12 protein-coding genes are annotated in these 11,913 nt (G+C 64.6%); 2 read left to right on the top strand and 10 right to left on the bottom strand.

Annotation, left to right across the window (positions count from 1 at the left end; all coding sequences use genetic code 11):
* On the top strand, positions 1–458 hold a 458-nt coding region (locus ACDELDRAFT_RS13905), incomplete at its 5' end, for a TIGR02391 family protein (RefSeq protein WP_005797777.1).
* On the opposite strand, the gene ACDELDRAFT_RS13910 is transcribed toward ACDELDRAFT_RS13905, so the two are convergent.
* The 10 genes from ACDELDRAFT_RS13910 to ACDELDRAFT_RS13955 form a co-directional block, all read right to left on the bottom strand.
* Positions 402–1,472, bottom strand: a complete 1,071-nt coding sequence (locus ACDELDRAFT_RS13910; protein ID WP_005797778.1) for a phosphotransferase family protein — start codon at positions 1,470–1,472, stop codon at positions 402–404. The genes ACDELDRAFT_RS13905 and ACDELDRAFT_RS13910 overlap by 57 nt on opposite strands.
* Positions 1,473–1,487: 15 nt before the next feature.
* Entirely contained in the window at positions 1,488–3,290 is a 1,803-nt protein-coding gene (locus ACDELDRAFT_RS13915) for an ABC transporter ATP-binding protein (RefSeq protein WP_005797780.1), read from the bottom strand.
* Positions 3,287–5,113, bottom strand: a complete 1,827-nt coding sequence (locus ACDELDRAFT_RS13920; protein ID WP_005797782.1) for an ABC transporter ATP-binding protein — start codon at positions 5,111–5,113, stop codon at positions 3,287–3,289. The genes ACDELDRAFT_RS13915 and ACDELDRAFT_RS13920 overlap by 4 nt, the downstream gene beginning before the upstream one ends.
* 46 nt (positions 5,114–5,159) lie before the next feature.
* Positions 5,160–5,519, bottom strand: a complete 360-nt coding sequence (locus ACDELDRAFT_RS13925; RefSeq protein WP_005797784.1) for a hypothetical protein — start codon at positions 5,517–5,519, stop codon at positions 5,160–5,162.
* Positions 5,520–5,578: 59 nt separating this feature from the next.
* On the bottom strand, positions 5,579–6,481 hold the full coding sequence (locus ACDELDRAFT_RS13930; RefSeq protein ID WP_005797786.1) for a DUF1259 domain-containing protein: 903 nt from the start codon (positions 6,479–6,481) through the stop codon (positions 5,579–5,581).
* A gap of 72 nt (positions 6,482–6,553) precedes the next feature.
* Positions 6,554–6,934 carry a hypothetical protein gene (locus ACDELDRAFT_RS13935; RefSeq protein ID WP_013722014.1) on the bottom strand — a complete coding sequence of 127 codons (381 nt, stop codon included), beginning with the start codon at positions 6,932–6,934 and terminating at the stop codon, positions 6,554–6,556.
* A gap of 24 nt (positions 6,935–6,958) precedes the next feature.
* Entirely contained in the window at positions 6,959–7,417 is a 459-nt protein-coding gene (locus tag ACDELDRAFT_RS13940) for a chromate resistance protein ChrB domain-containing protein (RefSeq protein ID WP_005797792.1), read from the bottom strand.
* A gap of 4 nt (positions 7,418–7,421) precedes the next feature.
* Positions 7,422–8,330 (bottom strand): Fe-Mn family superoxide dismutase, encoded by a 909-nt coding sequence (locus ACDELDRAFT_RS13945; protein ID WP_005797796.1) that lies wholly within the window; start codon positions 8,328–8,330, stop codon positions 7,422–7,424.
* A 61-nt stretch (positions 8,331–8,391) separates the two neighbouring features.
* On the bottom strand, positions 8,392–9,588 hold the full coding sequence (locus ACDELDRAFT_RS13950; protein ID WP_005797798.1) for a chromate transporter: 1,197 nt from the start codon (positions 9,586–9,588) through the stop codon (positions 8,392–8,394).
* Positions 9,589–9,644: 56 nt separating this feature from the next.
* The gene (locus ACDELDRAFT_RS13955; RefSeq protein ID WP_005797799.1) at positions 9,645–10,607 is read right to left on the bottom strand and encodes a chromate resistance protein ChrB domain-containing protein; all 963 of its coding nucleotides are present in this window, start codon (positions 10,605–10,607) and stop codon (positions 9,645–9,647) included.
* Between the two features lie 356 nt (positions 10,608–10,963).
* Between ACDELDRAFT_RS13955 and ACDELDRAFT_RS25095 the strand changes: the two genes are divergently transcribed.
* The gene (locus ACDELDRAFT_RS25095; protein ID WP_157764933.1) at positions 10,964–11,116 is read left to right on the top strand and encodes a hypothetical protein; all 153 of its coding nucleotides are present in this window, start codon (positions 10,964–10,966) and stop codon (positions 11,114–11,116) included.
* Positions 11,117–11,913: the final 797 nt, after the last annotated feature.

An 11,913-nucleotide genomic window follows, 5' to 3' on the forward strand; every position in this document is an offset into this window, starting at 1 on the left:
CCACGACATTGGACGCCGCGCGCTCGCGCGCCTGCCGGCTGAAGTCGGCACTTGAAAGCCGCAAAGTCCATGCTGAAGTACTCAACTACTGTCGCGCCGAACTGCTGGATGAAAACTATTTCCATGCCGTCTTCGAGTCGACCAAAGGTGTCGCCGAGCGCATCCGTTCCATGTCTGGCCTGACCATGGATGGCGCCGAGTTAGTGAGCCGGACGTTTTCGACGCAAAACCCGATCCTGGTTTTCGGTTCGCTCGCCACCGAATCTGAGAAGAGCGAGCAAAAAGGCTTCGCCCATCTGCTGGTGGGCCTCTTCGGCGCCGTGCGCAACCCACTCGCCCATGCCCCCAAGACAAACTGGCCGATGTCCGAACAAGATGCCCTGGACATCCTGACACTGGTATCACTCATTCACCGCAAGCTGGATCGCACGCTGAAAGCGAATACCGCGGCGTTGTAGCGGCTCCCCGTGTCTCCAGAGGATGGGGGTACTACCCTTTCGCGGGTGATCGGTCGGCGCCAAGACAGCCATCACGTAAGCCGTAAGCGCAACCGCTCGACAAGTTCTTCCAACTCGACGAGCCCTGCAGTGCGGCATTCCGGACTCTGTGCGATGGCGAGCATGTCGGTGAGCACACAGGCCACGCGCCATGTCTGGTTGAACCTCTCGCTCGTTTTCTCCTCGCTGCAGTACCCGGCGTGAACCGCGGCCCCGATCGATGGGCCGAGGCCATCGGCGCAGATCGAGCGCCGGGTGGCTGAAATACGCATCGCCGAAGTCGATGAGGCCAGTCAACTGCCTAGTCTGCGGATCGACGAAGACGTGTTCGGGGCCGGGGTTGCTGTGCAAGGCCACCCAGGCGTCTGCGTCCGGCAAGGCGCGCATCGCGAGGCGCGCCAACTGCAACGGGTCGAGCGCGAACGGCCAGGGCTGGGCCGCCCGCGCCACGGCTGTGACGGCGTCGTCGAAGAGGCCGCCGAACCGTGTGCGAACGTCGGCCGCCGTGTGGTCGCCGGGGATCAGGCGCGCCTCGAACAGGGGTTGCTGAGGGATTGCGTGAATGCGACGCAGCATGCGCCCCAGGTCAACCAGCGTACGCCGGCGGAGGTCACCGTCGAACCTTGCCGAGTGCATCGGCACGCCGGGCATGCGCGTCATCAAGGTGTACTCGATCCCGGGTTCGGCGACGCCCCCACCAAGGACTCGTGGAACGCGTACGCCCTCCAGGCCTGCCAGCTGCTCCAACAGGAAACGCTCCTTGTCCAGGCTCGTTCGCGCGCGCAGCTGTTGTGGTCTCTGAACCTTCAGGATCAGGCCGTCGTCGATCGCATAGGTGCGCGCCTCGCCGCCGCTCTCGTCGACGGCCCTGACGGCCTTCGCGCCCGCCGCATGCAGGCGCACGATCGCGAGCACCGCGTCGGGATCGAGCACCGGGTCGGCCGCGTCGGGTTGTATGTAGAAGTCCTTGCCCATGTCTGTCCTCCAACGTCAACGTTGATGCCAATCCCAGCCTGCCGTCTCCATGGCCAGCAGCGCAGCGAAGCGACCCCGGCACCGAATCAGCTCGTCCGGCGCGCCTTGTTCGAGGATGCGGCCGTCCTCGATCACGATGACGCGATCGGCCTCCTGCGCCGTTGACAGCCGATGCGCCACGATCAGAACGGCACGGGACGAGTCGTGCGCGTCGCGGCGCAGCGCGGCGCGGAACGCAGCGTCGCTGGCGTGGTCGATCGCGGCAGTCGCTTCGTCGAGCAGCAACACGCCAGGCTGGCGCACCAGCGCGCGCGTGAGCGCGAGCAATTGCCGTTGGCCCGCAGACAACGCGGCGCCGGCCTCGCCCGCGTCCAGGGGCGTGTCGTAGCCCTGCGGCAGTGCCTGGATGAACGCATGCGCGCCCGTTGCCTTGGCTGCCGCTTCGCAAGCAGTCCGGGTCACGAGGACGTCGCCCATCGTGAGGTTGTCGAGCACGCTGCCACTGAAGAGTTGCAGCGTCTGCGGCACGACGCCCAGGCACTGACGGCGTTCCTCGTCCGTCATGGCGCGTGGATCCGCGCCCGCCACGCGAATTTCGCCGGACCAGGGCGCATACAGGCCACCGGCGAGGTGCATCAGGCTGCTCTTGCCGGCACCGGTGCGCCCGACCAGCGCGACGTGCTCGCCTGCGCGAACGCTCAAGGAGAAGCCGTTCAGCACGAGGCGATCGGCGACGTAGCCGAAGATCACATCCTTCAACTGGATCAACGGCTCCGGTTCGCTCCTTGCCTGTTGCACGGAATGGGCGACCGGTGTTTCCTCGACCGGCAGCGCCAAGACCTGGAACACGCGCTCCGCCCCGGACAGCGCGCTCTGCACGGTCTGCCATTCCTCGCCCAGCGTCGTTATCGGCGCGAAGAAGCGGCGAAACAGCAGCACGAAGGCCGTGAGCGTGCCGATAGAAACACCCCAGCCCGCCAGCGCGCCCTCGGCGCCTGCCCACAGCAGGCCGCAGACGATCAGCGACGCCAGGATGGCCATCAGCGGCGTGTAGATCGTTGAATAGCGTGTGGCCGCGAGATAGGCGTGTTGCGTGGCCTGCAGAGCGCCACGAAAGCGGTGCTCGAAGAACCCCGTTCGTCCGAAAGCACGAATGACCTCCGCGCCACCGAGGGTCTCCACGAGTGCCGTGTTGACGCTTCCCACGGCCTCCCGGCTGGCCCGTTCAGCGGCCAATACCCGCAGCTGGAACCAGCGCGTGAACCACAGCAGGGGCGGCACGGCCAGTCCGCAGAGCAGCGTCAGCGAGGGACTGAGCACGAGCATCGTCACCGTGATCGTGACCAGTCGCACGAGGTCGGCGACAAGGCTCGCGATGCCCGACGAGAACAGGCGGTCGATGGTGTCGATGTCTGCGGTGCAGCGACTGACGGTGTCACCCAACGGGGTCGTGTCGAAGTAGCGCGCAGGCAGCCGTTGCAGATGGCCAAACAGGCGCGCGCGCAGGTCGCGCAACGCCCGTTGGGCTGCGATCGCGGTGCCGTACGCAGACGCGAAGCCCAACGCCTGCTGCCCGGCCACGACCAGCAGGTAGAGCACGCCCAGCAGCATCAGGCCGTCGCCACGGCCCACGGCCAAGTGGGCGTCCACGGCCTGCCGCACGAGGAGCGGCGGCAGCACCTCCAGCGCCGCACCGGCAAGCACGCAGGCTGCGATGGCCACGAGCAGGCGTCTCTGCGGCGCCAGTAGCGAGCCCACCTGGGCGGTCGTGAGTCCTCGGCGTGTTGTCGGTGCCGGCTGTGACTGTGTTGCGGTCATGCGTCCTCCGGCTGTGCCATCGCGACCTGCGCCGCGTAGATCCGTGCATACAGGCCGCCCGCCAGCATCAGCTGTTCATGAGAGCCTCGTTCGACTATGCGTCCTCCATCCAACACGACGACGAGATCCGCCTGCGGGAAGGCCGCCAGCCGGTGCGAGCACAGGACGATGGTGGCCTGTCGCGCGGCCGGCGCCCCGCGGCCGAACTCCGCGCGCAGGCTGGCAATGATCTGAGCCTCCGTCGCGACGTCGACCGCCGAGAACGGATCGTCCAGCACCAGCAGCCGAGGTCCCGCCGCCGCCGCGCGTGCCAGTGCGACGCGCTGCCGCTGACCGCCGGAAATGCGAATGCCGCGCTCGCCGATCTCGGCATCGACGCCGTGCTCGAAGCCCGAAACGTCCTTCGCAAGCGCGGCGATTTCCAGGGCGCTCATCGTGGCGAGGTCGGCCTGCTCACGTCCCATGGTGATGTTCTCGCGCACCGTACCCGAGAACAGGAAGGGCTCCTGCGGCAGGTAACCGATGTCACCGCGATGTCGTGCGGGCGTGTCGCCGTCCAGGGAAACGGTACCGCCGGCGAGCGGGTACAGGCCCAGCAGAGCCTTCGCCAGCGCACTCTTGCCCGAGCCGACCGGCCCGGTCACTGCTACGAACGCGCCTGCCGAAATCTCGAGCGAGACCTGGTTCAGCGCCGTGACGGCGGCGTCGGCGTTGCCGTGAGAGAAGCTCACGTTGTGCAGGGATACGGCGAGCCCGCGTTCAACTCGTGACGCCGGCTCGGTGAGAGTCGAGCGCGGAGTCGTTCCGGCCAGGTAGCCGGCGCGAAACGAAGCGAACCGATGCTCGCCGCGAGCAGGCAGGGCCGCAGCGAGCAAGGGGGCGAGCCGCGCGTAGGCTGCGCCGCCTGCTTGCACCGAGTTCACGAGCTGCGGCACCCGAAATCCGCGCCCGGTGAAGCGCAGAAAAAGGTCCAGATAGGTCACGAACGCCCCCAGCGTCCACGCGCCTGCGATGACCTTTTCGCCGCCTTGCCACAGCACCAGAACGATGCCGGCCGCCATCAGCGTGGTGTAGACCGCGGGCAGGCCGGCGCGGGGCCGCGCCGCCGCGAGATTGGTGTGCGCCTGTGCATCTGCGAGCCACTCGATCCGCGCCTGTGCGGCCTGCTTCATCCCCAGTAGTCTCGCGACGCGGATGCCGGACAGTTGCTCCTGCAGTCCCGCAGTCAACGCGCCGTTGGCTTGTCGAGCCGCCGTCGTGCGTTGGTGGATAAAGCGTCCGGCGGCCCAGGCCAGCACCATCGCGAAGGGCACGGGAATCAGCGCCCGCAGGGTCAATGACCAGTCCAGCACCAGCATGGCGACGAAGAACGACACCAAGAACAGGAGCGTGTCCCAGGTCTCGACGATCACCTCGCGGATACCGACGCCCAGCACTTCGACGTCACCGATGACGCGCGCCATGGTGTCGCCAACAGGCGTGGCAGTCAGCTTTGCCATCGGCCAGGCGAGCACCCCGCGCAGGGCATCCGCGCGCAGATTGGCGCGGATGCGCGCGTTGGCCGTCATCAACCACCAGCGCTTGCCCAGTCGCGGCAGTTCTGTGGCCAGGGTTGCGGCGGCGAACAGCGCGACGGCCTGCAGTAGCGTCGCGCGCGTCGCCTGGCCCTGCGCGAAGTGCGTCGCGGCGTCGATCGCGCGCCCGAGGCACACGGCGGGCAGGACCACGGCCGTGTTCATGACGACGCCTGCCAGGGAGCCGAGGACAAGCTGCCCGGCGGTCTGCCGATAGTAGGGACGCAGTTTCCAGAGGTAGTGCGCCATGTCAGTCGCCTGCGTGCATGCAATCCTTAGCCATTCGCGCCCCCGTTCACGGCTCTCGTTTGGGCATGGGCCGCACCAGCCCCCAATACACCACGAACTGCGCATCGTCCTTGTACTGCAGCTCCTGTCCGTCGCGCAGGACGCTGTAGCAGATCGGTTCGTCCTTGCTGATTTCCGGCTGCAGCAGGCATAGCTGATTGCCTTTGACGGACCAGCGCGCAGACCGCTGGCGGCCGTTCTCCGATCGCTCGACGCGCCCGTCCGCGAAATACTTGTGCCCCCAATGGTGTTCATCGGTCACATACTTGCCGCTGATGGTCGCACGAATCTGCGGGCCGGTCAGCGGCACCTCCCTGGCGGTTGCGGCAAGTGCGGGAAACATGGCCCCGGCGATGATGAAGCGCATGAGGTGCCGGGTAGAGCTTGTTGAGAGGCGTTGCGTAACCGAGCTGAAGGTCTTCTTTGTCACTTCGCCGCCTTCTGCGCATCCAGCGCCTTCTTCACTGACTGAGCCAGATCCACGGCCTTGCCCTTTCCCCAGTAGTGCAGAAAGACGTAGCGCGGTTCCTCGTAGGTCATGTGCTGGTGGATTGCCACGATGTTGATGCTCTGGCCACGCATGGTTTTCAGGACCGTCTGCAGTTCGTTTTCATGCATGGCGAAGTCGCCATCGACTACCGCATGCTCATCGTCGCCAGCAAAGGCCGCCCAGGTATTGATGCCCATTTCATTGCCGACGGTGGTTCCATGCATCTTGGCTGTGCGGCCAAGGGTTACTTTCACCATGCCATCCTTGACCTGCGCCTTGCTGCCCAGAATCTCCTCGATGGGCGCAGCAGTGACATGGCTTGGCGATGCGATGTCGCCCGCGAAGCTGCTGGCCGGCGTGCCTTGGGCGGCGCGCACCTGCGCGATGCGGTCGTACACCGCCTTCACGCCTGTGGCGAGCTTGCGTGCATCCCCCATGCCGCCGATGTGCATGAAGAAGACCTTGGGTTGGTCGAAGAAGAAGTGGTTGTGCAGCGCAGTCACTTCCAGGCCGTTGTCCAGCGCGACGCTCATCGCCGGGTTGACTTCATCCTCGAACAGCACCGTATCGCCCATCATCATGGTGGACGAGCCCATTGGCGTGAACGCGGCCCAGGAGGTGAGCCCCATGAACGGTGGCATGGTCCAGCGATCGACATTGATCTTCACGTCGTCGCGTGGCTTGCTGACCTTGAAGACGTTTTCCGCCTGGTTGTAGCTGCCCTTGAGGCCGGTGGCCGTTTCGATGGCAGCGGTGTCGATGGCCTGGGCCATGGCCGGGGCGCCTGTAGTGAGCAGGCCCGCGGCCAGGGCCAGTGTGGAGAGGGTTAGACGCAGCATGGAGTTTCCTTGGTAGTTGGCGGGATGCAGCTCCGGGGGCTGGCCGGAGCGGGTAATCGAGGCAGGTGCCGGTCAATCGAACGGGTATTTCGACGACAGAGGTTCCGGAGTGACCTCGTAGAGGTCTTGGCCGTGGGCGCGCAGCAGATAGGCCTTGCCTTTGCGCAGTACCGTCCAGCATTCGGGCTCTACACCCGTGCTGATGCTTACGCACAATTCCTTGCCCACGATCTTCCAATGCCCCTGGTGCGGCCGCCCCAGTTCAATGGACTTCGTGCGTCCATCGGGAAGGAGGTAAGCGGACCAGTGCGCGCCTTCGGATATGACATTGCCGACGAAGACTGTCTTGATCTGCGCGCCGGTGAGTTCGCTGGGGCCGGGCGCTGCCGATGCCGCCACCAGGCTCAGGGACTGAATGAGTGTGGCGAAGGCAAGACGGGGGATTGCGGACATTTGGTGCATTTTCAGTTGGGCGGATCAGGCTGGCATGACCGGCGGCCAGTTGTGTGTCTCGGCCTGGCATGCGCGGCACCACGCATAGAGGGCGTCGTACATCACCATGCCGTGCTGGAGCATTTCGTGGTCGTCGCTAAAGTTGTGCGACAGCCCGAGCGAGAGCGCATAGAGCCCTGCTGATTGCGGCGTCAGGTCGAGCCGGGAGGTGTCGGCGCCGCGCACGATCTCGGCCAACTGGCGCAGCGCTGGGTCGTCCAGGTGGTACTTCGACAGGAAGGAATCGAAACTGCACAGCTCGCCCACATGGCTTAGTTCGACATTCGGGATGTCGTAGGGGATGGCGCCGGTAGCGTTGGCGGTTTTCAGCACCTCGCTGGCCGGCACATAGAGAAATTCCGCCTGCTGGTCGATGAAGCGCGCAACCAGCCAGGGACAGGCGATGCGGTCGATCTTGGGGCGTTCGCGTGTAATCCACTTCATGGTGCTACTCCTTTGCTTCAAATGTCACGCCAGCAGCGCGACAGGCTTCGATGCCTCCGGCCACGAAGCGTGCGTCGAGGCCATGCGCTCGTAGCGCGAGCGCCACCGACTGGCTGACTTCATGGCCGTGCACGCAATACACAAGGACGGGTTTAGAGGTATCGATTTCACGGCTCCAATTTGCCAACTGCACGGGATCGCGCCGAATGGCCCCGGCGATGCGATCAGGCGCTTGTGCGTAGCCTGCCGTGCGTCGCACGTCGATCAGTTGGAGGTCACCGCCGACTTCCTCTGGTGCGGCCGACCAGGGCAGTGCATCAGCCTCGACGGCGGCAGCGTAGCGCTGCATCACGGCATTCCAGCGGATGTTTTGCATGAAGGCGTCAACATACGCGGCCGCCTTGGCACCGAAATCCATGTGGTAGGCGTGCTCGTACATGTCCAGTGCCAGCAGCGGTGTGGCGCCGGCCAGCAGGTTCGTATGGTCTGCCGCCCAATGGTTGATCAGCCGCGCCTCGCGTGTGGACCATGACAGCAGCGCCCACCCCGAGCCGCCGCCCATGGCCTTGGCCAGTGCGGAGAATTCCGTGCGCCAGCGGTCAACGCTGCCAAAGTCGCGGGCCAAGGCAACTGCCAGGCCGGAGTCCGGCAATGCACCGTCGCCTCCCAGCGTGTCGAAGTACAGCTCGTGGAGCCAAGCGGAATTGGCGGCGATCAGCTCTTCGCGCTTCAGGCCATTGATCATGAAGACCGGAGCGGTCGGCCAATCCAGGTGCGCCAGTTGCTGGCGAATAGCATCCAGGCGCTTGACTGCGCCGGTGTAGTTATTCGCGTGATGGCTGAGGATGAGTTTCTCGGACAGCCCGTTGAGGGCAGCGAGGTTGATGGTAAGGGGGCGTAGTTGTAAATCCATTGGAGTGTTCCTAGAAATGTGGCAAGTCATGGGTTAAGGCGTGGACTCCTCTCGCTTCTATTCAGCTGCGGGTCACCAGCGGGTAGACGACCAGCCCAATCAGTGCCGCGGCAGCGACAACGATCGGCTCCGGCAACTTCTTGAATTTCCAAAGCAAGGCAGCAGTCCCCAGGGCGAGTAGCGCCGTGGGAACGTCCTTGATCGAGCGCACCCCGATAACTACCACGGCTCCGGCCAACGATCCGATGGCGGCTGCCGTCACGCCATCGACGAATGCCACGATTCCCGGTTTCTTTCCATATTTCTTGAAGTACGGGGCTGGCAGGACTGTGAAGAGATAGCACGGCAGGAAGGTTGCCAGCGCCGCAGCAACCGCGCCCCAGAAGTCCGCGACCAGAAAGCCGATGAACCCGGTAGTGACGACGACAGGACCGGGAGTGATCATGGCGACTGCGACAGCGTCAAGGAACTGGTGATCGGTCAACCATCCGTACTCCTTGACCACTCCGCTGTACAGAAACGGGACGATAGCTAGGCCGCTACCAAAAACAAAGCTGCCCGCGTAGAAGAAATACTTGGTGATCTGCCACAGCCTGGTCCAGTCGACGTTGGACAAGCCAAGCAAGGCCAGCAAAGGAATAGCACTGCTGTGCAGCGTGCTGGACGGCTTAATAAATTTCGGCGGCGCGCGCAACAACCACACGAGAATGCCTGCGCCCAGGAACAACCACAGTTCCTCGGATTGGGTGATGATTGTCACTGCCGCCGCTACTGCAAAGATGGCACATTGCAGTTTGTCTTTGCCGATGTTCTTGGTAGAGAGCTTCCAGGTGCTGACAGCAATGATCCCAATGACAGCGGAACTCACGCCATAAAACACGGCCTGCATCCAACCCAGGCCGCCGAAATGCGTATAGGCCCAACCCAGTCCGATCACCATCAGAAACGAGGGCAGCACAAAAGCGAGGCCCACCAGGGTGGCCCCTAGGAAGCTGTAGTGAACAAAGCCCAGGTAGATGGCCAACTGCGCGGCTAACGGTCCTGGCGCGAGCTGCGCCAAGGCCAGCCCTTCCTTGTAGTCTGCCTCGGTGAACCATTGGCGCCGTTCCACCAAGTCGCGATCCATGTAGCCGGCCAGGGCTACGGGTCCGCCGAAGCCCAGTGCTCCGAGCCGTAAGAAATAAGCAATCAATTGCCACAGCGTATAGCTGCGAGGCGCCGCACTGCTGATGGCTGCAGCTGAAGTGGTCTCGTTCATGAAGATTCGTTCCTAAAAAAGTGATCTGAGTTAAAGAAGTGATCTGAGGTGGGTCGTCACGTTTTGCGACTACTGGAGAAATGGGCATGGAGCGAATCCAGCACGCCGCCGATGTCGACCAGCAGCGCGTCGTCGTCCGGCCAGCGCTTGCGTGCGCCGGCCAGCACGGCCTCGAAGCCGCTGGCCTCGGGTGTGGTCGCGCCACCCACGTCGAGCGCATGCACCATGGCTCCCAGGCGCGAGAGACCCCGATCGTCCTCCAGGCCGAAGCTCGCCAGCAGTACCTCGAACGTCACCCGCTCGCCCACGTGCGAGAAAGTCGCGCCGTCGAAATCGAAACCCAGCGCATCGGACGGGCAGTCTGCTGCGGTGTTCAGCCACAGGAAGCGCGCGTGAGGGTCGATAAAACGCTGGATCAGCCAGGCACTCGCCACGCGGTCCACCCAGAGATGGCGGCGTGTGGCCCAGACTCGCCCCTGGTACTGCATGCGATCACGCCGAGCAATGCGGCCGGCCATAGGCTGCGGCTCGCCGGGTGACTGCATAGATTCGAGGGCGTTGGCGAAATCGCGCCACTGGGCGTCGGCGCGGATCGACGTCTCGCCGGGAAAGAAGTCGATTTTGCGGATGACCTCATAGGCACGCGCATGCTTGCGCTGTGTACGCTGGAGTTCGGCTGCGCTCAGGGCGGAAAGCGTCTGGCGTGCTTGCGCCAGTTCCTCCAGCCAGGGGGTGTAATCGGCCGTCCGGTCGAACAGCGCCTGAAAGGTGGCCTGCTCAGCCAGGTCAAGGGCTTGTACCTGCAGCAGCCAGGCTTGGCCACCTTCCTGCAGCGCTTCATCGGCCAGCATTTGTAGCTGCGCAGCCTGTTCGGCCTGAGCGGGCAGTAGGTAGGCGCCGTCGCGCAAGGCGGCACAGCCGAGCGCCTTGACGGCGCGCCAAATCCGCATGCGTGCCGTGGCGCTCGCGGAGGGGAGGCTGACGATGAGGGTCAGCCAAGAGTCGGAGGTGAGAGTCATGGCAACAGCTTAAATCCCTGTCACGGTCGTTGCAATGATGTAGCGATCTCTACAAAACAGTAACTACTGGGTTCAGAAGATTTGCACCCCGCCCTGGGGCGTGTCGGCGCGCGGCGCCGTCAGGCTCTCGGGCGTTGCCCCGTGCTTCGTGCCGAATCACGGCCATGCGGCGTCGATCCTTCACGCAACTGCGGCCCTGATCGCAGATCCGGGCCTGCGCGCTGCGCTTGCTAATACCGGCTGTGCCTGGGTGGCGCGGTGTGGCGGCTTGTTGCTTCTCCATCGTGCCACGGCGTTCTCGCCGTGCAAGGGCGGCGCGTGCTCGCACTCTTGCGGCCTGCGGCCGTCGTTGACCCTTGACTGCTTGCGCTGCGCAGTGCCCCGAAAGGGTCGGGCAATTCCGCCCGGCAACCTTTCAGGAGCTCACCATGAACAACGCACTCATCACTGACGAGCAGCGCATCGTGCTGCTGTCGGAATCCAGCCTGCGCTCTGACGACTCGGCGTGATGCCTTCGCGCCCCTAACGGGGCGTTGCGCGCTTTGCTTGTCTCCAGGGGAAAGCCCTGCGGGCTATCCCCGCCGCGCGAGCTTGGCGCCCCTCAAAGGCCGCCGAGCCGGCTTCCCGATGCCTGGAGCATGAGCTTGTGCATCGAGCCTTGAAGTCCGGGCGTCCCCGGCCAGGAAACATGGCCGGTCGCGCTGTCGTGCTGCGCATCGAACCCCCTGCGGGGTTTCGCCCCTGTCGGGCTTCCATCATTCCCTCGCGCTGATCGGCTGACGCCTCCGGCCCGGCTTCCAGCTTCGGGCCTGCGCGCTTCGCTTGCCGTGCGGTCGGCGCATGGGGAAGGCCGTTGCCTTGTCCAGCCGTCTCCCCTGACTTCATCACCTTGTCCGCGACTGTAGCCCGCTCCCGTGCGCCGTCAAGGCGCGCAGGGCCGTGTCCTCGCTGCGCTGCGGGCCGCACCAACCCTGCGCTTGCCTCCTTGACGGCCCCCGTCCGCGCGCTCCTGACCGTCGCGGGCGATGAACTCAGGAAAGACGGTGGCAACAGGGCCAACCAGGTTCCTCGTGCCGACCGCACCGAACAGCCGAAAGGCTGGGCTCCGAATCTAGGAATCCGGTGTGCGGTTTTCTTCAACAACCAAGTCAGGAGAAAGACATGCTTGCATCCCGTTTTGCTTCCCATTCCCCGGCGCTGCGTTCCGATTACCCCTTGTCGGATGACCAAATCCGGCGCGTGGCCCCGTCCATCTTTGCGGATGCCCCGCATGAGAGCCGTTCCGAGCGGTACAGCTACATCCCTA

This window comes from Acidovorax delafieldii 2AN, from assembly GCF_000175235.1.
Taxonomy (GTDB): Bacteria; Pseudomonadota; Gammaproteobacteria; order Burkholderiales; family Burkholderiaceae_C; genus Acidovorax; species Acidovorax delafieldii_B.